Here is a 19,296-nt window from a genome sequence, read left to right as displayed (position 1 = left end):
GAGTGCCCTTCACGAAAGACGCAGTTCGTTGTCGATGAGCTCGAAGAGCTCGTCGTTGGTGGCGCTGTCGAGGTCGAAGTCGAGGTCGTCCTCGGGTTCCGGGGCCGGTTGCGTCGGGAACAGGCGTTCCCGCAGGTAGGCGGCCACGGCCACCGGCGTGGGATGGTCGAAGACGAGCGTCGAGGGCAGCCGCAGGCCGGTGATCCGGTCGAGCCGGTTGCGCAGCTCGACGCTGCTGAGCGAGTCGAACTCGCCGTCGAGGAACCCGCGGTCGGGCGGCACCGCCTCCACGTCGGCATGCCCGAGCACGGCGGCCCCGGTCCTCCTGACGAGATCGAGCAGGTCGCCGAGGTCCTCGGCCTGGCGTTGCGGCACGCCGCCGTCCGACGCCCAGCGCGCGATCATGGCCGCCGACGGCCACTCCGAACCGGGCCGCACCGACACGGCCGGTTCGAGGGTGCCCGTCGCGTGCCTGGTCCAGGGGCCGGTTCCGGCCGGGCGGGCGTGCAGGCCGATCGGCCGCCGGCCGTCGCCGTCGGCGGTTCCCACCAGGATCTGGACGTCGACCGCCTCGGCCGCGGCGAAGGGTCTGGCCACGGTCAGTTCCGCCAGCCGCAGACCACCCGTCTCCCGGGCGGCGCGGGCGGCCAGGTCGGCGAACACGCTGTGGTCGATCGTGTGGTCGAGCAGCCAAGGGTGGGCGTCGGCGGAGAGTGAGCCGGTCAGGACGGTGCCCGAACCGTCGGCCAGTTCCACGGCCGGGCTCAGCAGCGCGTTCACGGCCCGGCTCGCGGCGGTCACCCAGAAGCGGCGGCGCTGGAACGGGTAGGTCGGCAGGTCGGCACGGCCCGCTTTCACCACGTCGGGGCGCCAGTCGACCGGCACTCCGGTGGTGTGGAGGGTGGCGAGCGCGGCGCGGAAGGCGTCCGGTTCCGGGCGGTCCTTCCTGGCGGCGGCGACCGCGCCCTCCTGCACGAGTGCGGCCAGGGCTCCGCCGGGGCCGATCTCCACGAAGTCGGTCACGCCGAGATCCCGGAGGGTGGTGACGCCGTCGTGGAAGCGGACCGCGCGGCGGATGTGGTCGGCCCAGTAGCCGGGGTCGGTGAGCTGCTCGGTGGTGGCCAGGCGGCCGGTGACGTTGGAGATCACGGGGAGGCGGGGCGGGTGGTAGGAGACTCCGGCGGCGATCTCACGGAATTCGTCCAGGACCGCGTCCATGTGAGGTGAGTGGAAGGCGTGGCTGACCTTGAGTTCTTTGGCCTGGTGCCACTGGGCGACGAGTTCCGCGACGGCGTCCCGGTCGCCCGAGACGACCAGCGAGTCGGGGCCGTTGATCGCGGCGATGTCGACCCGGTCGCCGAGGAGCCCGGCCAGGTCGGCCAGGTCGGCCTCGGTGCCGCGCAGCGCCGCCATCGCGCCCTGTTCCGTGACCGACTGCATCAGGCGTCCCCTTGCGGTGACCAGGGCGGCGGCGTCGGGGAGGGAGAGGACTCCGGCGAGGTGGGCGGCGGTGAGTTCGCCGATCGAGTGGCCGATGAGGTGGGTGGGGTGCAGGCCGAACTCCCCGGCCAGGCGGTGGAGGGCGACCTCGAAGGCGAACAGGGCGGGCTGGGTGTAGGCGGTGGTGTCGAGCAGGCCGTCGGCGCCGGTGAACATGACCTCGCGGATGGGGTGGGCGAGGTGCGCGTCGAGGTGGGCGGCGACCTCGTCCAGCGCGTCGGCGAAGACGGGGAACGCCTCGGCCAGCTCCCGGCCCATCCCGGGACGCTGACTACCCTGACCGGTCAGCAGGAACGCCAGCCCACCCCGCCGGGTGGCGACGCCACTGACCACGGCGGGATGGTCGGAACCTGCGCTCAGGGCGTCGAGCCCGGTCAGATGATCGCCGAGAACGATCGCCCGGTGCGGGAAGAGGGCACGCCCGGTGACCAGGGTCCGGGCAGCGTCCGCAAGCGTGATGTCGGGCCGGTCTACCAGCCGCTTCCGCAGGAAGAACGCCTGCTCCCGCAGCGCGGCCTCCGACTTGGCCGAAAGCACCAGCGCGCCGGCCGGGTGAGCAGGAGGCGCATCGGACCCCGGAACCCGGCCGAAGGCCAGGTCCGCAGTCGGCCCGGCCTCGCCGACCGGTTCCGCGACGTCGTCAGGGGCCTGTTCGACGATCAGGTGGGCGTTGGTGCCGCTGATGCCGAACGACGAGACCGCCGCGCGCCGGGGCCGGCCGGTTGACGGCCAGGCGGTGGGTTCGGTGAGGAGGCCGACCGAGCCTGAGGTCCAGTCGACATGGGGCGATGGCGCGTCGATGTGGAGGGTCGCCGGGAGGGTGCCGTACCGGATGGCCTGGACCATCGCGACCAGCCCCGTCACCCCTGCGGCGGCCTGCGTGTGGCCGAGATGGGACTTCGTCGAACCCAGCAGGACGGGCCGCTCCCGATCCCGGCCATACGTCGCCAGTACCGCCCCCGCCTCGATCGGGTCACCCAGGGTCGTGCCGGTGCCGTGGGCCTCGACGGCGTCGATCTCGCCGGGGGTCAGCCCCGCCACGGACAGGGCGGCGCGGATCACCCGCCGCTGCGCGGGGCCACTCGGGGCGGTGAAACCGTTGGAGGCGCCGTCCTGGTTGACCGCGCTGCCGCGCACCACGGCCAGCACCGGATGCCGGTTGCGCCGTGCCGCCGACAGCGGTTCCAGCAGGACGAGCCCAGCTCCCTCGGCCCACGCGGTGCCGTCGGCGGCGGCCGCGAACGGCTTGCAGCGGCCGTCGGCGGCGAGCCCGCCCTGGCGGCTGAACTCGGTGAACATGCCCGGCGACGACATGACGGCCGCCCCGCCCGCCACCGCCAGGTCGCACTCGCCGCGCCGCAGCGCCTCGACCGCCAGGTGGATGGCCACCAGCGACGACGAACAGGCCGTGTCGACCGTGATGGCGGGCCCTTCGAGCCCGAGGGTGTACGCGATGCGTCCCGACGCCGCGCTGGTCAGGGTGCCCGTGAGGGCGTGGCCCTGGTGGTCGTCGGGGATCTCGTGCAGGCGGGGGCCGTATTCGTGCGGGGTGACGCCGACGAACACCCCGGTCCGGCTGCCGCGCTGCGCCGAAGGGTCGAGCCCGGCCCGTTCGTACAGTTCCCAGGCCGACTCCAGCAGCACCCGCTGCTGCGGGTCCATGACGGTCGCCTCACGCGGGCTGAGCCCGAAGAACGCGGCGTCGAACTCGTCGGCGTCGTGCAGGAACCCGCCCGAACCGGTGGACGACCCACGTCGCAGCCCGGCCAGATCCCATCCCCGGTTGGCGGGGAAGTCGCTGATCACGTCGGTTCCGGAACCGAGGACCTCCCACAGCTCCTCGGGCGAGTGGGCCCCACCGGGCCACCGCCCGCTCATCGCGACGATCGCGACCGGCTCCCCCACTTGGGCGGCCACGACCGTCTCGACCTGCTCCCCGGAGAGGTGGGCGTTGACCGCGTTGAGGGTCGGGTGGTCGTACACCAGCGAGGCGGGCAGCGTGAGCCCGGTCGCAGCGGCGAGCCTGGCCTGGAACTCGACCGCCGCCGCCGAGTCGAACCCGAGGTCGGTGAAGGTGACGTCCGGATCGACCTGGTCACCCGAGGCGTACCCCAGGACGATCGCCGCGCTGTCCGCCACCGCCGCGCGGAAATCCCGCGGCTCCGGCGCGAGGCCGAGCGCCGAGCGGAAGTCCCCCGCCTCCGGCACCCGGCCGAGGGCCTTGGTCGCCGCCTCGCGCAGATCCCGTAGTTCCCGCGAAGGCCCCGGCACTTCGCTGGACCCGAGCCAGAGCCGCCGTCGCTGGAACGCATAGGTCGGCAGGTCGACCACCCGGGCCGGGCCGATCACCTGCGGCCAGTCGACGAGACCTCCTCCGGCGTGCACCCGGCCGAGCGCCAGCAGGAAGTTCCGCAGCCCGCCGTGCTCCCGCCGCAGCGTCCCGGAGACCAGGGCATCGGCGTCGACCAGCCGGACCCCTTCGGTGAGCAGCGGATGCGGACTCGCCTCCACCACGACGTCGTGCCCGTCGGCTACGGCGGCCCGGATCGCCCGGTCGAACTCGACCGGTTGGCGCAGATTCCGATACCAGTAGTCGGCGCTCAGCCCGGCCGTGTCGAAGAGCCCCCCGGTCACCGTGGAGTAGAACGCCACCCGCGCGGTCGTGGGCGTGACCTGGGCCAACTCGTCGAGCAGCTGTTCTTGCAGGGGTTCGACATGAGCCGAGTGGGAGGCGTAGTCCACCGGCACCACCCGGGCCCTGATGCCTTCATTCCTGTACGACTCCAGCAACTCCCCCACCGCCGACGCGTCCCCCGAGACGACGGTGGAGGCGGGCCCGTTGACCGCCGCGACCGACAGCCGGTCGCCCCACCGGGCGATCCGCTCCGCGACGCGATCGGCGGGCAGCAGTACCGACGCCATCCCGCCGTGCCCCGCGATCCCGGCGATGGCTTTGGCCCGAAGCGCCGACACGCGGGCGGCGTCCGCCAGCGACAGCGCGCCCGCGATGTGCGCGGCGGCGATCTCGCCCTGCGAATGCCCGACCACGGCATCCGGACGCACCCCCGCCGCCTCCCACAGCCGGGCCAGCGACACCATCACGGCGAACAGCGCCGGCTGGACGACGTCGACCCGCTCCAGCGCGCCCGTCCCCGTCAGAAGATCGACCAGCGACCACCCGGTGTACGGGTCGAGCGCCTCCGCGCACTCCTCGATCGACCGCGCGAACACGGGCGACTCCCGCAGCAGCCCCGCGGCCATCCCGACCCACTGCGACCCCTGCCCCGGGAACACGAACACGGTCTTCCGCCGCGCTCCCGCCACGCCCTGCACGAGCGAGGCCGCCTGCCCTCCCAACGCGAGAGCCCGCAACCCGGCCTCGACCTCACCGGCGTCCCCCGCCAGCACGGCCCGATGCCGGAACGCCTTCCGCGTCACCGCCAGCGAGTGCGCCACATCCTCGAAAGCCCACGAATCGGATGGCCGAGCTCCCGATGGCCGGTGCAGGTGGTCGAGCAGCCGGGACGCCTGCTCGCGCAGCGCCTGTTCACTCGCTCCCGACAGCACCCAGGGCAGCACCTCCGGCGCCTTCCCCCAGACCTCGGGCAGCGGGGACTCCGGCGCTTCGGTGACGACGAGATGGCAGTTGGTCCCGCCCATCCCGAACGAACTCACCCCCGCCACCAGCGGACACTCCGGCCGTGGCCAGGCTCCGGAGGTGGTGTGCACCTGGAGGCCCAGTTCGTCGAGAGAGATGTCGGGGTTGGGGGTCTCGTAGTTGAGGCTGGCCGGGAGTTCGCGGTGGGCCACGCTGAGGATCGTCTTGAGCAGCCCCGTGATGCCGGCGGCGCCTTCGAGGTGGCCGACGTTGGTCTTGACCGAACCGACGCGCAGCACCCGGCCGGGGGACCCGAGGGAGGCGCCCAGCGCGGCGGCCTCGATGGGGTCGCCGACCTTGGTGCCGGTGCCGTGGAGTTCGACGTACTGGACCTCTTCGGGGCCGATCCCCGCGCGGTCGAGAGCGAGCCCGATCACCTCGGCCTGCGCGGCCGGGTCGGGGACGGTCAGCCCGGCGGTGTGGCCGTCGTTGTTGACCGCGCCACCGCTGATCAGGGCGTAGATCCGGTCGCCGTCGGCGCGGGCCCGGCTGAGCGTCTTCAGGACCAGCGCCACCCCGCCCTCGCCGCGAACGTAGCCGTTGGCGCGCGCGTCGAACGTGTAGCACCGCCCGTCGGGCGACAACGCCCCGAACCGACCGGCGGCCACCGCGCCGTCGGTGGCGAGGTTCAGATGCACCCCGGCCGCGATGGCCAGCGCCGACTCCCCGGACCGCAGACTCTCGGCCGCCAGATGAACCGCCACCAGAGACGACGACTGCGCCGAGTCGACCGTGAGACTCGGTCCGCGCAGCCCGAGCGCGTGGGAGATCCGGTTCGCGATCAGCCCCCGGTTGAGCCCCGTGAGCGTGTGCCGCGTGACGGCGGCGGGCCCACCCCGAGCGACCAGAGTCGCGTAGTCGGAAGCGATCGCCCCGACGAAGACCCCGGTGGGACCATCGGTGGAGATTCTTCCGGCGGCCCCGCTGACAACCTCAGCGGAACCCTGTCCGACGGCCTCGATCGCGGACTCGCTGGAACCCCGGCCGTCGGCCCCGTTCGTGTCACCGGTTGCGGACCCGCTAGAAACCGGACTGTCGTGCCCGCTCGTGGTCCTGGTCGTCGCGCCCGGTACCACGCGGGCGTCCTCCAACGCTTCCCAGGCGAGTTCGAGGGCGAGGCGTTGCTGGGGATCCATCTCCGCCGCCTCGCGCGGGGAGATGCCGAAGAACTCCGGGTCGAACCCGTCGACGTCGTCGAGGAAGCCGCCGTAGAGCGGGGCGTCGGGGGCTTCGTCCCAGCGGCCGGGAGGCGGGGCGGTGATGGCGGAGCGTTGTGACCGGAGCAGGTCCCAGAAGGCGGCGGGGCCGGGGGCCTGCGGCAGCCGGCAGGCGATCCCGACGACCGCGACTCGTTCCTGCGACGGGGAATCGCCGAGACTCATTTTATCTCCATAATGCGAACCTGCTCGGAAAGCTGTTTCCAGCCTCGCGAACCGGCCCCCTATGGAGTACCCCTAGCGACCCCTAAGCGGATCAGTCGAGAAATATCGGGAGATCGGCGCGACGGGTCACGCCGAGTTTCCGATAAATGCGGGTGAGATGTTGTTCGACGGTGCTCACCGTAACGAAGAGATTTCCCGAGATCTGCCGATTGGTCTGCCCCTGGGCCGCCAGGGTGGCGACCCGCCGTTCGGCCTCACTCAGATCGCCCCGACTCGCCACAGGCTCGGGAACGCCGGATCCGAGGACCTCCGAACCGGGCCCGACGACGGATGCGGCGGCCTCGCGGGCGACCGGATGCGGCACCTGCTCGTCGCCGGGCCGAGCGGCGGCGCGGGGCCGGGCGCCGCAGGAGCGGGCCAGTGACCGCGCCCGGCGCCCCGCAGACCGCGCCTTGGGGCCGTCGCCGAGTTCGGCGTAGGCGGCCCCGGCGTCGGCCAGGGCATGGGCCAGTTCGTAGGGATCCTGGGCGATCTGGAGGATCTCCACGGCCTGTTCGAGCTCCTCCGGCCGCCGCCCGAGAGGCAGCGCGGCGGCGCGCAGGCGCAGGGCCGATCCCCGGGTCCGGGTGGGTTCGGGGCCGAGCAGGTCCAGCTGTTCCTCGGCGAACCGGCGGGCCTCGGACGTACGACCCAGACGCAGGCAGGCGCGGGCGGCGCCGAGGCGCCAGGCGGCGATGCCGGGCAGGTCGATCCCCCAGCCTCGCAGCAGATCGCCGCAGGCCAGGAAGTCGGCGAGCGCCTCCTCGGCCGCTCCGAGAGACAGCAGGTGGTCGCCCCGCGCGGTCAGGTAGTGCGGCGCGACCGGGGTCTGGAACATCGCCTCCGGCACCGGGACGGCCAGGTAACGCGCGGCGTCCTCGGGCTTGCCCAGCCCGGTCTTGGCGGCCGTCATGGCGGCCAGCGGCAGGCCGAGCGCGACCCCCCACGAGGCGGCGGGCGCGTGGGTGAGGGCGTCTTTGGCGCAGCGTTCGGCGTCGGCGAAGCGGCCCTGCCTGATGGCGACCTCGGCCCTGATCGCGGCGAAGACGGCCAGCCACGCCGGGTCGCAGCGGGTGGTGGTCTGTTCGAGCAGGGGGTCGCACCACCGGGCGGCCAGGTCGGCGCGGTCGGCGTGGACGAGCGTGGTGAGCGCCGCCACGAGGGAGGGCAGGGCGGCCTCGCCCATCGGGCACAGCCGCAGCACCCGCTCCGCGCGGGCCACCGCGGTCGCGGCGTCGTGGCCGGCGTAGAGGGCGGCGAGGACCTGGGTGCCCTCCAGCCCGGTGGTCACCTCGACCCCGGCCGGAGAAGGAGCGGGAACGAGCCCCGGATAAAGGCAGGCGACCCGGTCGGCGAACTCCGGATTTTCCCGGAGCGCCTCGTGCGGACGTCCACGCAGGAAATGTGTCCACGGCGTTTCCGACGATAATCGGTCGCGCCCGAGCCATTCGTCGACGAGGGCCGATACTTTCGCCCTCATCTGTTCGTCTCCCGATGCGTCCGCGAATACCTGGCGAATCAAATCGAGCGGCCGATCCATTAATTCCATAACGACGCTCCGCCGGAAGAGTGATCAGTGCCCGGCCGCAGGACCTTCGTCGGCACGGACGTCCCCACGGAGACCCGGTTCAATTACCTATATTTCCTACTAAGTAACCATGTAATTGGCCGCACGTCAAGGCCATACCCGGTTGTTCCGGTAGGAATAGTGTAGATATGCTCTCGGTGCACCATCTCCGCAGCTCGGAACCGGGAAACCATGAGACACGCCCCCACGATCGCCGCCGCAACCCTCCTCCTCTTCGGCCTCGCCGCCTGTGGCGGGAACGAGCCCGAGACCGAGGCCGGGGCCCCTCCGGCCAAGTCGATCATCCTGATCACCCCCAACCCGGTCGGCACCAACAGCTTCCTGCAGCTCGGCGTCAAGGGCGCCGAGGCCGCCGCCAAGGAGCTCGGCGCCTCCTTCAAGCTGTACGAGAGCAAGGACCCCACCTCGATCGCGCAGAACGTCGACGCGGCCGTCCGGGCCAAGCCGACCGTGATCGTCGGCATCAGCTTCTCGTTCGACGACGTGTTCACCACCGTCCCGAAGGCCAACCCGGGCCAGCAGTTCCTCCAGGTCGACTCGTGCGCCAAGGACCAGGCGCCGAACCTGTCGTGCGTCTCCTTCAAGGAGCACGAGGCCGCCTACCTGGCCGGCGTCGAGGCGGGCCTGCTCTCCACCTCAGGTCAGATCGGCGTGGTCGCCGCGCTCGACACCCCGTTCATCCACCGCTGGATCGAGCCGTTCTTCGAAGGCGCCAAGTCGGTCAAGCCGGAGAGCACGGGCACCCCGCTCTACGTCGGCGGCAGCAACCCGTTCAGCGACCCGGCCCGCGCCAAGTCGCAGGCCCAGACCCTCACCGGACGCGGCGTCGACGTCATCGCGGCGGCGGCCTCCGGCGGCAACCCGGGCGTGTTCGAGGCGGTCGCGGCCTCGGGCGGCAAGGCGTTCGGCGTGGACGTCAACCAGTGCGCGCTGAGCCCAGGCAACGTGATCGACAACGTCCTCAAGCACGTGGACGTCGCCGAGAGCGCCGCCATCAAGGAGATCTTCGGCGGTAAGACCGGCGGTGTGAAGGTCTACGGCCTGGCCGAGGGCGGCGTCGGCGTCAACGCCCTCGCCGACGACCTGGCCTCCTCCGGCTGCACGGTCTCCGCCAGCCCCGACGTGGTCGCCAAGGTCAAGCAGACCCGCGACGACATCGTCGCCGGAAAGATCACCGTCGCGGACCCGCTCCAAAGCTGATGTACGCCGCCGAGCTCGTCGGAGTGACGAAGCGGTTCGGCCCCGTGACCGCCAACGACGGCATCGACCTGGCAGTGGCCAGGGGCGAGGTGCACGCCGTCGTCGGCGAGAACGGCGCCGGCAAGTCCACGCTGATGTCGATCCTGTACGGCCTGCACCGCCCCGACGCCGGAGAGATCCGCCGCGACGGGGTCACGATCAGCCCGCGCTCCCCCGCCGACGCCATCCGCCACGGCCTCGGCATGGTCCACCAGCGCTTCCGCCTCTTCCCCGACCTGACCGTGGCCGAGAACATCGTCATCGGCGCCGAACCCGTGCGCGGAGGCCGCCTCGACCGCGCCGCCGCGCACGATGCGGTGGCCGCCCTCTCGGAGAAGTACGGCCTGCGCGCCGACCCGTCGGCCCTGGTCGGCGGCCTGCCGGTCGGGGTGCGTCAGCGGGTGGAGATCCTGCGCGCCCTCTACCGCGACGCCGAGGTCCTCATCCTCGACGAACCGACGGCCGTCCTGACCCCGGGTGAGACCGACCGCCTCTTCGAGGTCCTCAGAACGGTCGCCGCGACGGGCGTCTCCATCCTCCTGGTCACCCACAAACTCACCGAGGTCATGGCCGTGGGCGACCGGGTTACGGTCCTGCGCCACGGCCGCGTGACCGGCCGCTTCACCACCCGCGAGACGAACGCGAACGAACTGGTCAACGCCATGATCGGCCGCTCCCTGACCCCACCCGCCCCCAAGCGCCCCCTGCCTCCGCAGGAGAACCCGGTCCTGGAGGTCCGCGACCTGACGATCCACGACGCCGACGGCGTCGCCCGGCTGTCGGAGGTCTCGCTGAAGGTCCACCCCGGCGAGATCGTCGGCGTCGCGGGCGTGGCGGGCAGCGGCCAGCGGGAACTCATCGACTCGGTGACCGGCCTGCGCGGCGCGGTCCCCGGAGTCTTCCTGGCGGGCACCCCCGTCCTGGCCGGCCGCGACCCGAGGGTCGCCTACGTGCCGGAAGACCGCCACGGCCGGGCCACCGCGCCCGGCATGTCGGTGGCCGAGAACATCCTGATGGGCGCCCAGCACACGGTGTCCACCCGGTGGGGCCTGCCGAGAAAGGCCGTCAGGGCGCGCGCCCGCGACCTGGTCGAGCGGTTCTCCATCAGCGCCGCCTCGGTCGACGTCCCGATCGGCGCCCTGTCCGGCGGCAACGCCCAGAAGGCGGTCCTCGCCCGCGAACTCACCCGCCCGTCGAAGGTGGTCGTGGCCGAGGAACCCACCCAGGGCGTGGACGTGGGCGTGCGGGAACGCGTCCACGCCCTGCTCCTGACCGCCCGAGACGAGGGCGCCGCCATCCTCCTCCAGTCGAGCGAACTCTCCGAGCTACGCGAACTCGCCGACCGCATCCTGGTCCTGTACGAGGGCCGCATCGTCGCCGAGTTCCCAGGCGACGCCACGGAGACAGAACTCGGCCGCGCCATGACGGGAGCAGCCGAATGAGCATCTCGGCGAAACCGCAGAGACCGACCGGGACAGGCAACCACGTAAGCAGGGCATCCACATGACCGCGACCGCTCTCGCCCGTCGGGTGGTCGTTTCCGCGCCCGTCGTGGCCGTGGTCGGGGCGCTTGTGCTGACCACGCTCGTGATGCTCGTCGTGGGCGTCGATCCCACGCTGGCCTACCCCGCGCTCGTTCGGGGCGCCGTCGCCGATGGCAACCTCGAATACACGATCGCGGCGTTCGTGCCCACGCTCGGTATGGCGCTGGCCTTCGCCCTCCCGCTGCGCGCCGGCGAGTTCAACCTCGGTGGCGACGGGCAGCTCGCCATCGGTGGGGTGACCGCCGCTGCGCTGGCGCTCCTGGTGCCGTTGCCGCCCGTCGTCGCCATCGTGCTGCCGCTCGTGGCGGGGGCGCTCGCGGGTGGGCTGGTGGCGGCGATCGCCGCGCCGTTCAGCACACGGCTCAGGATCCCCGCCATCGTCAGCACGCTGCTGATCAGCGCTCCAGCCGTCTCGCTGGCCTCCTATCTCGTCAGGTTCCCGCTGGCCGAGCCCAACACCGGCATCGCGCAGACGCCGATCCTGCCGGACGCCGCGCACCTCCCCTTCCTGGGCGGCAGCGGCTACGTCACGATCGGGCTGCCGCTGATCGTGGTGCTCACCGGCCTCTGGCTCTACGCCGACGGCGGGACCAGGAGCGGCTACGAGATCCGCGCCACCGGGCAGAACCGCGAGTTCGCCCGCTACGGCGGCGTCAAGGTCGACCGCGTCGCCGCGCTCGCGCTGGCCGGAGGCGGAGCGTTCGCGGGGCTCGCGGGCGCGCTGATCGTGCTCGGACCGCCCTACCGGTTCGTCGACGGCGCGCTGACCGCGCCCGGTTACACCTTCACCGCCGTCGCGGCGGTGCTGCTGGCCTCCGCGCGGCCCGTCGCGATCCCGGTCGCGGTGGCGCTGCTGACCTTGCTCCAGGTCGGCGGACAGGGCATGGAACGGGAGGCCGGAGTGCCGAGCCAGCTCACCCAGATCGTCCAAGGGCTGATCATCGTCATCGTCGCGGTGCTGGCGACGGTCCGGTCGAGGAGGCGGCGGTGAACGTCTTCGAGTGGTCGTTCCTGGCCGGGGTGCTCACCGCCACCGCGCCGGTGCTGCTGGCCGCGCTCGGCGGGCTGCTCTGCCAGGTCGCGGGCGTGTTCAACATCGCGCTGGAGGGCCAGCTGCTCTGGGGCGCGTTCGTGGCGGTCGTGGTCAGCGATCTGACCGGCAGCGCGTGGGCGGGGGTGGTCGGCGCGGTCGCCGCGACGGTGCTGTTCTCGGCGCTGCTGTCGGTGCCGTCGGTGGGGCTGAAGGCCGATCCGATCGTGGTCGCGGTCGGGCTCAACCTGCTCGCGCTCGGGCTGACCGCGTTCCTGATGCGGCAGATCTTCGGCAGCGGCGGCACCTACAGCTCCCCCGACCTGGCCGGACTCCCCACTCTGGGCGAGCTGGGTCTGGACGTACCGGTCATCAGAGAGCAGTCGCCGCTCGTGCCGGTCGCGCTGCTGCTGGTCGTCGTGATGGCGACCTGGCTGACCCGCACCCGGTCGGGGCTGCGGCTGCGCGCGGCGGGCCAGCATCTGGAGGCCGCCGAGGCGGTCGGGCTGCCGGTCGCCGCCTACCGCCACGGCGTGACGCTGGTCGCGGGCGGGCTGTGCGGGCTGGCGGGGGCGCAGCTCTCGCTCGGCAACGTGACGCTGTTCAGCGAGGGCATGAGCGCCGGACGCGGCTGGATCGCCGTGGTCGCGGTGATGCTCAGCGGGGTGCTGCCCTACCGGTTGCTGCTGGCCTGCCTGCTGTTCGGCGTCGCCGAGGCGTTCGGCTTCCGGCTCCAGGGCGCGGGCCTGCCGCAGCAGGCGGCCGACGCGGCGCCCTACGTGATCACCCTGGTGGCGCTGGTCGTCGCCGCGTTCTTGCGGAGGAGATCCCATGCACACGCCTGAGCTGGCGAACTCGGTCAGGCTGGTCGGCGACGTCGTGGAGATCCTCGACCGCCGCGTCTACCCGTTCGAGAAGACCTGGGTCCGCTGCACCACCAGCGACGAGGTCGCCCAGGCCATCAAGGACATGGTCACACAGAGCTCGGGCCCGCTGTTCGCGACCACGGCCGCGATGGTGCTGGCGGCTCGCTCTGTACGCCATCAGCCTCGCCACCAGGCCATCGAGGAACTGCGCAGAGCCGGTGACAGGCTCATCGCGACCCGGCCAACGAACAACCACATCCGCGACGCCGTCCACGCCATCCTCGCCGACCTGAACGGTGGAGACCTGGCCGAAGAAGTGGAACAGGCGGCCACCGCCCACGACACCGCCTACCGGGACAGATCAGCCGCCCTCGGCAGGCACGCCGCCGACCTGCTGCCCGACGGCTCGACCGTGCTCACGCACTGCTGGGCCGACTACTACCTGATCGCGACCGTCCAGGCCGCTCAGGAGCAGGGCAAATACCTCGAATTCGTCTGTACGGAGACCCGCCCCTACCTCCAGGGCGCCCGCCTCACCGCCGCGACCCTGGTCGAGATGGGCTACCAGCCGACCCTGATCACCGACGGCATGGCCGCGGCCGCTCTCGCGAACGGCGTCGCCGACGTGGCGCTGGTCGCCGCCGACCGGGTCACCCTCGACGGCCACGTGATCAACAAGGTCGGCACCCTGGGCGTCGCCCTGGCGGCGGCGAGGTTCGGCCGCCCGTTTCACGCCCTCGTCCAGCGCCCCGACCCGCAGGCCCCCACCCCGGCGGACGTGGTCATCGAGTACCGCGACCCCGACGAGGTGCTGCACGTCCTCGGCGCCCGCACCGCCGCCGAAGGCGTCGTCGGCCACTACCCCGCCTTCGACACCACACCACCTGACCTGGTCACCCGCATCGTCACCGAGAAGGGCGCCTTCCGCCCGGAGAACGTTAAGGAAGCACTATGACCAGGCGCATCGTCGTCGACACCGACACGGGGATCGACGACGCCCACACCCTGCTCTACCTGGCGGGCCGCCCCGACGCCGAGATCGTCGCGATCACCTCGGTGTACGGCAACTGCGTCGAGCCCGACTCGGCCCGCAACATCGCCTATGTGAACCGGCTGCTCGGCCTGGAGGTCCCGATCGCCCGGGGCGCCACCGCGCCGCTCACCGGAGACGCCCGCATCGCGAGCGCCGTCCACGGCAAGGACGGCCTCGGCGACGTCGGCTACGACCGTCCCCTGCCCGAGACCGGCGCGGAGACTGCGGCCGAACTCCTGGTCCGCCTCGGCCGGGAGCAGCCGGGTGAGCTCGACCTGCTGGCCCTCGGCCCGCTCACGAACCTGGGCCTGGCGCTGCGTCTCGACCCCGACCTGTTCACCCGCTACCGGAAAGTCGTCTTGATGGGCGGTTCGGGCCCGTACGCCCCGCCCGGCACGCTGCTGATGGTCGACGCCAACGTCAACAACGACCCGGTGGCGGCGAGCGCGGTCTTCTCGGCGCCGCGGAACGAACTGGTCATGGTCGGCGTGAACGTCACCGCCACCACGATCCTCGACGAGATCGCCATCGGCGCGCTGCGAGCGACGAAAACGCCCACAGCGAGGTTCGCGACGGAGATCCTGGACTCGTACATGGACTTCTACCAGAACGAGTGGGGCCGCCGGATCATCCCGCTGCACGACCCGCTGGCCGCCGCGATCCTGCTCGACCCGACGTTCGCCACCGCCTGGGCCGACGGCCCGGTCAACGTGCGGACCGACGGCTTCATGTCGCGGGCGCGGCTGATGCGCACCCACGACGGCCTGCCGCCCGCCTTCCCCTACGAACCCGCCCCGCCGACCAAGGTGATCACCGAGGTCGACGCGGCCCGCTTCGTCGCCGACTTCGTGGAGGTGCTCACCCGATGAGCTGGATCGTGCTGGACATCGAAGGGACCACGAGCTCGACCGAGTCGGTGCACGTGGGCCTCTACTCCTACGCCCGCCCGCGCCTCGGCCCGTGGATCGACGCCCACCGCGACGACCCCGAGGTGGCGCAGGCCGTACGGGAAACAGGCGGTGAGACCACCGACGAGACCGTCGCGATCCTGCACGCGTGGATGGACGGCGACGTCAAGGCCACCCCCCTGAAGACCCTGCAAGGACAGATCTGGGCGGCCGGGTTCGCCGACGGCGAGCTCACCGCGCACTTCTTCCCCGACGTCGCCCCCCGGCTGCGCAAGTGGCACTCCGAGGGCCGCCACCTGGCCGTCTTCTCCTCGGGCGCGGTCTCCAGCCAGCGGCCGTGGTTCCGGCACACCCCCGACGGCGACCTGTCGGAGCTGATCGAGCACCACTTCGACACCGTCAACGCGGGCCCGAAACGCGAGAGCGCGTCCTACGAGCGCATCGCCGCCGCGCTCGGCACCGACGACCTACTGTTCCTGTCAGACGTACCGGCGGAACTGGACGCCGCGGCGGCGGCCGGCTGGCAGGCGATCGGGATCAGGCGGCCGGGCGAGCCCAGCGAGCGCGCCGACTTCGGCACGCACCGTGTGGCCACGAGCTTCGAGGAGATCTGATGAACCGGGAACACGTGCTGGAGGCCGGAGCGCGGCTCGCCGTCGAGGCGGCCAGGTTCACCGGCATGGGCTGGATGCGCGGCACCTCGGGCAACCTGTCCGAGGTGGTCTCCCGCGATCCGCTGCGGCTCGCGGTCACCGCCAGCGGCCTCGACAAGGGCGAACTGGTCGCCTCCGACATCGCCGTGGTCGGCGCGGCGGGTGAGCCGGTCGAGGTCGCGGGCGTCGAACCCCTGACCCCGTCGGCCGAGGCAGGTTTGCACGCGCGGGTGGCCGCGGTGTCGGGCGCCGACGCGATCGTGCACGTCCACGCGCTCAACGCGGTGCTCGCGGGCCACCACTGGCCCAAAGGGGTCGTGTTGAAAGACGTCGAGACCCTCAAGGGCATCGGCCGCCTGGCCCACGACGACGAGGTGGTCATCCCCGTCATCGAGAACAGCCAGGACATGACCGAACTGGGCGACCGTTTCGAGGCCGTGTACGACGCCAGGACCCCCGCCGTGATCGTCGCCAACCACGGCCTCTACACGTGGGCGCCCACCCTGCACCGGGCGAGGCACATCACCGAGTGCGTCGAGTGGCTGCTGGCCTACCGAATCGCTATTCGCTGAGGAACTCGCCGACCCGGTCGAACAGGTCCCGGCCGGGTTCGGCGGTCAGCAGGTGACGCGCCGCGCGCAGCACCCGCCTGATCGCCACCGCCCGCTCCGGCTCGGGCAGCGTCTCGATGTCACTGACCCGGGCGAAGCCGATGATCCGCCGGGCCGCCTTGGCCGCGCCGAACACCGCCGCGTCGGCCCTGACCTTGGCCAGATATCCCGTCAGCACCCCGTCGCCGTAGATCCGGGGGTCGACCCGCTCCGGCCACAGGGCGGTGAACTCGGTCTCGAAGGCGGCCCAGGTCTCCTCGGCCAGCCCGAGCGCCCATCGGGCGTGCTCGTCATTCCCCTGGACGAAGCCGCGCGCCGCCGCCAGCAGGTAGTTCCCCCACAGGGCGCCGAGGTCGAAGCCGACCGGCCCGTAGAAGGCGAACTCGACGTCGAAGGCCCGCGTCGACCCCGGCGCCACCAGCACGGAGCCCGTGTGCAGGTCGCCGTGGATCAGCGCCTCGCCGTGCGTCATGAACGCGAGCTTGGCCAGCCCGATCGCGGTCCGCACGGCGGGGTCGTTGACGTAGGCGGCGACGTCGGCCTTGGTGGCGGGGAGGATCTTGTTGTGCTCGTGCTCGATGTACGGCTCGGTGAAGACCAGGTCCTCGGTGATCTCGCACAGCTCGGGGTTGATGGAGGCGGCCAGCGCGTCTTTGTGGGCGTGGTTGCCGAGCCCGAACACCGAGGTCCCGAACGCCACCTTGGCGACGTAACGCCCCAGGTCGGCGGCGGCCCCTTCGGTGCGGACGCCCTCGTTGAGCAGGCCGCGCCAGACCTGGTGGTCCGACAGGTCCTCCAGCGCGACGACGTGGCGGTCGTGGTCGACGTCGTAGAGCGCGGGCACCAGGCCCGGCGCGACCCGGCCGTGTTCGGCCAGCACCGCGGCCTCGATGCGGTTGCGGTCGGGGGTGATCGGCCAGGTGGGGTCGACCCTCACGTACGGCATCGACTGCTTGAGCACCACGCCGGGCCCGTCGGCGACCTGCACCGCGAACACGATGTTCATGTTGCCGTCGCCGATCTCCCGTACCGAGACCGGGTTCGCGAACCGCGCCAGGGCGGGCCTGCTCGCGAGGTAGTCGGCGACGTTGTCGACGGTGAGCAGCTCATAGCCGGTCAACGGAACTCCTGAGGGTGTAACTCACGACGAGCGCGCCCGCCAGCAGGGCGCCCTGGACGAAGGTCTGGGTGTAGTAGGGGGCGTTCAGCATGGTCATCCCGTTGATGACCACGCCGATGAAGACGGCGCCGACGACCGTGCCGGTCACGTTGGGCCGGTTGGCGCCGAGCACGGCGTAACCGATCAGCGCCGCCGCGACCGACTGGAGCAGGTAGGGGTCGCCCGCGCCGACGTCGCCGCGCCCGAGGCGGGCCGACAGCATGATCCCGGCGACCGCCGCGCAGAGCCCGGAGACGGCGTAGGCGAGGGCCCGGTAGCGCTTCACCCGGATCCCGGCCAGCCGCGCGGCCTCGGCGTTGCCGCCGATGGCGTAGAGGGCGATGCCCCAGCGGGTGCGTTCGAGGAACAGCCAGACGACCACCGCGACCAGCGCGAACACCACGACCGGGACCGGCACCGACCCGATCTTGCCGCTCCCGATCCAGGCGAAGCCCTCGGTGTAGCGGCCGGGCGCGGGCGCGCCGTCGACGGTCATGCCCGGCGCGACCGATCTGCCCGAGGTGAGGATCAGGGCGAGCCCCTGGAACAGGAACATCGTGCCCAGCGTGGCCACCAGGTCGGGGATCTTCGCGACCACGGTGAGCAGCGCGTTCACCCCCGCGACGAGCAGCCCGGTGAGCAGCCCGGCGACGATGGCGGTGCCGCCGGTGAGGTTGAAGCGGACCATGGTCAGCGCGGTCACCATGACCACGGCGCCGACGTTGGCCCCCGCCGACAGGTCGAAGCCGCCGGTGGTCATCGACACGGTCACGCCCAGCGCCACCACCCCGACGATCGCCACCGACTGCAGCACGATCAACGCGTTGCCGTAGGTGGCGAAAGCGGGGCGGAGCACCGCGAAGACGACCATCAGGGCGGCCAGTACGACCAGGAGGCCGTACCGGTAGGCCGCTCGGGTCACGGAGCCGCCCAGGGGACCTTGGCGACGTCGGGCGTGGTCAGTTCGGGCACGGCGCTCGTGAGCTGCTCGATGTTGGCGATCTTGCCGTCGAGGAGCTGCTTCTGGGTGACCAGGGTGGGCGGGATCTTGATCTCCGGCTCGACCTGCGCCCCGCCGACGAGCAGCGCGGCGGCCCGCACCGCGATCCGGCCCACGTTCGACGGGTCGGTCGTGGCGGTCGCCACCCACGGGCTGTTCGGCTCGGTGATGACGCCGATGTCGGCGGTGGAGATGTCGGCGCCGTAGATCTTGACCTTGTCCTGGAGCCCGAGCTCCTTGACCGCGATGGCGGCGCCCTTGGCGAACTCGTCGTAGGGGGCGAAGATCGCCTTCACGTCGGGGTTGGCGGTGAGGGCGGCCTTGGCCTGGTCGGCGACGGCGGAGGCGGTCGAGTTGTTGACCACGCCGATCTGGGCGACCTCCTTGATGCCGGGGTTGTCCTTCTTGAAGGTCGTCCACACCTCGTTGCGGCGGTCGAGGGGGGCGAAGCCGGAGACGTACACGTAGAGCACGTCGCCGGAGCCTCCGGTGTCGGCCTTCAGCGCGCCGAGCGCCAGTTCGGCGATCTTGTGGTCGTCCTGGGTCAGCGCGACGGCCTTGGGCGTGCCCGGATCGACGTCGAAGGCGACCAGCGGGATCCCGGCGTCGGCGGCCTTCTTGATCGCGGGCTGGACGGTGTCGGCGAACCCGTGGTCGACGATGATCGCGTCGGCCTTCTGCTGGACGGCCTGCTCCAGGTTGAGCGCCTGCTTGTCGTTGTTGCCGTCGCCGCTGGAGACCTCCAGCGTGACCTTGAGCGCCTGCGCCTCGGCCTGCGCCCCCGCGAGCCACTGCTCGAAGTAGTCACCGGACGAGAGCTGTCGTACCAGAGCGATCCGCACTCCCCCGGCGGCGAACTTCGCCGGAACGGAAGCGGTAGGAGAAGCGGCCGGCGCGGCCGCGGGAGTGTTTTCGGGAAGGGCGGCAGGGGTTCCCTGGGAGCATCCCGCGAGCGCCAGGACGCCCAGGAGAAGGGAGGCTCCGAGGAGTCGTACATGAATCACACTCGGATGCTAGGCAGGCCCGAGAGTATTGTCTACTTTTCAAGTAGGATTTAAGCAAATAGCCGTTGATGAGGGACGAAGC

General features: G+C 71.8%; 13 protein-coding genes. 8 read left to right on the top strand and 5 right to left on the bottom strand.

Going from position 1 to position 19,296, the window contains the following annotated elements:
* Positions 1-9: 9 nt before the first annotated feature.
* Together ACYQ78_RS18535 and ACYQ78_RS18530 are read right to left on the bottom strand one after the other, a co-directional pair.
* Complete coding sequence (locus ACYQ78_RS18535) at positions 10-6,540, bottom strand: type I polyketide synthase (protein WP_459802093.1); 6,531 nt, start codon at positions 6,538-6,540, stop codon at positions 10-12.
* 91 nt (positions 6,541-6,631) lie between these two features.
* Complete coding sequence (locus ACYQ78_RS18530; protein ID WP_459802092.1) at positions 6,632-8,059, bottom strand: helix-turn-helix transcriptional regulator; 1,428 nt, start codon at positions 8,057-8,059, stop codon at positions 6,632-6,634.
* Positions 8,060-8,338: 279 nt separating this feature from the next.
* On the opposite strand from ACYQ78_RS18530, the gene ACYQ78_RS18525 reads away from it, so the two are divergent.
* From ACYQ78_RS18525 to mtnB, 8 genes are all read left to right on the top strand, one after another.
* A complete protein-coding gene (locus ACYQ78_RS18525) occupies positions 8,339-9,367 on the top strand; it encodes a BMP family ABC transporter substrate-binding protein (protein ID WP_459802091.1) in 1,029 nt (342 codons plus the stop codon).
* Complete coding sequence (locus tag ACYQ78_RS18520) at positions 9,367-10,848, top strand: ABC transporter ATP-binding protein (protein ID WP_459802090.1); 1,482 nt, start codon at positions 9,367-9,369, stop codon at positions 10,846-10,848. Before ACYQ78_RS18525 ends, ACYQ78_RS18520 begins: the two co-directional genes overlap by 1 nt.
* A gap of 61 nt (positions 10,849-10,909) precedes the next feature.
* Positions 10,910-11,941, top strand: coding sequence for an ABC transporter permease (locus ACYQ78_RS18515; protein WP_459802089.1), 1,032 nt, complete (start codon positions 10,910-10,912; stop codon positions 11,939-11,941).
* Complete coding sequence (locus ACYQ78_RS18510; protein ID WP_459802088.1) at positions 11,938-12,825, top strand: ABC transporter permease; 888 nt, start codon at positions 11,938-11,940, stop codon at positions 12,823-12,825. The genes ACYQ78_RS18515 and ACYQ78_RS18510 overlap by 4 nt, the downstream gene beginning before the upstream one ends.
* The gene (locus ACYQ78_RS18505) at positions 12,812-13,801 is read left to right on the top strand and encodes an S-methyl-5-thioribose-1-phosphate isomerase (RefSeq protein ID WP_459802087.1); all 990 of its coding nucleotides are present in this window, start codon (positions 12,812-12,814) and stop codon (positions 13,799-13,801) included. The genes ACYQ78_RS18510 and ACYQ78_RS18505 overlap by 14 nt, the downstream gene beginning before the upstream one ends.
* Complete coding sequence (locus ACYQ78_RS18500) at positions 13,798-14,748, top strand: nucleoside hydrolase (RefSeq protein ID WP_459802086.1); 951 nt, start codon at positions 13,798-13,800, stop codon at positions 14,746-14,748. Before ACYQ78_RS18505 ends, ACYQ78_RS18500 begins: the two co-directional genes overlap by 4 nt.
* Positions 14,745-15,401 carry an acireductone synthase gene (gene mtnC, locus ACYQ78_RS18495; protein WP_459802085.1) on the top strand — a complete coding sequence of 219 codons (657 nt, stop codon included), beginning with the start codon at positions 14,745-14,747 and terminating at the stop codon, positions 15,399-15,401. Before ACYQ78_RS18500 ends, mtnC begins: the two co-directional genes overlap by 4 nt.
* The gene (mtnB, locus tag ACYQ78_RS18490) at positions 15,401-16,012 is read left to right on the top strand and encodes a methylthioribulose 1-phosphate dehydratase (RefSeq protein ID WP_459802084.1); all 612 of its coding nucleotides are present in this window, start codon (positions 15,401-15,403) and stop codon (positions 16,010-16,012) included. The genes mtnC and mtnB overlap by 1 nt, the downstream gene beginning before the upstream one ends.
* Here the strand turns inward: mtnB and mtnK are convergent.
* Genes mtnK through ACYQ78_RS18475 form a run of 3 tightly spaced genes read right to left on the bottom strand, consistent with a single transcriptional unit; the run spans position 16,002 to position 19,214 of the window.
* Positions 16,002-17,171 (bottom strand): S-methyl-5-thioribose kinase, encoded by a 1,170-nt coding sequence (mtnK, locus tag ACYQ78_RS18485; protein WP_459802083.1) that lies wholly within the window; start codon positions 17,169-17,171, stop codon positions 16,002-16,004. The two genes, mtnB and mtnK, sit on opposite strands and share 11 nt — an antisense overlap.
* Positions 17,158-18,132, bottom strand: a complete 975-nt coding sequence (locus ACYQ78_RS18480; RefSeq protein WP_459802082.1) for an ABC transporter permease — start codon at positions 18,130-18,132, stop codon at positions 17,158-17,160. Before ACYQ78_RS18480 ends, mtnK begins: the two co-directional genes overlap by 14 nt.
* Positions 18,129-19,214: a substrate-binding domain-containing protein gene (locus ACYQ78_RS18475; RefSeq protein ID WP_459802081.1), complete on the bottom strand. Its 1,086-nt coding sequence runs from the start codon at positions 19,212-19,214 to the stop codon at positions 18,129-18,131. The genes ACYQ78_RS18480 and ACYQ78_RS18475 overlap by 4 nt, the downstream gene beginning before the upstream one ends.
* Positions 19,215-19,296 lie beyond the last annotated feature (82 nt).

Source organism: Herbidospora sp. RD11066 (genome assembly GCF_054661255.1).
This window is presented reverse-complemented; position numbering and strand designations above follow the sequence as displayed.

Bases quoted from the DNA above. Each gene is read 5' to 3' on its own strand.
- ACYQ78_RS18505 (WP_459802087.1), top strand. From the start codon at position 12,812: ATGCACACGCCTGAGCTGGCGAACTCGGTCAGGCTGGTCGGCGACGTC.
- ACYQ78_RS18520 (WP_459802090.1), top strand. From the start codon at position 9,367: ATGTACGCCGCCGAGCTCGTCGGAGTGACGAAGCGGTTCGGCCCCGTG.
- mtnC (WP_459802085.1), top strand. From the start codon at position 14,745: ATGAGCTGGATCGTGCTGGACATCGAAGGGACCACGAGCTCGACCGAG.
- ACYQ78_RS18525 (WP_459802091.1), top strand. From the start codon at position 8,339: ATGAGACACGCCCCCACGATCGCCGCCGCAACCCTCCTCCTCTTCGGC.
- ACYQ78_RS18515 (WP_459802089.1), top strand. From the start codon at position 10,910: ATGACCGCGACCGCTCTCGCCCGTCGGGTGGTCGTTTCCGCGCCCGTC.
- mtnB (WP_459802084.1), top strand. From the start codon at position 15,401: ATGAACCGGGAACACGTGCTGGAGGCCGGAGCGCGGCTCGCCGTCGAG.
- ACYQ78_RS18500 (WP_459802086.1), top strand. From the start codon at position 13,798: ATGACCAGGCGCATCGTCGTCGACACCGACACGGGGATCGACGACGCC.
- ACYQ78_RS18530 (WP_459802092.1), bottom strand. From the start codon at position 8,059: ATGAGGGCGAAAGTATCGGCCCTCGTCGACGAATGGCTCGGGCGCGAC.
- ACYQ78_RS18535 (WP_459802093.1), bottom strand. From the start codon at position 6,540: ATGAGTCTCGGCGATTCCCCGTCGCAGGAACGAGTCGCGGTCGTCGGG.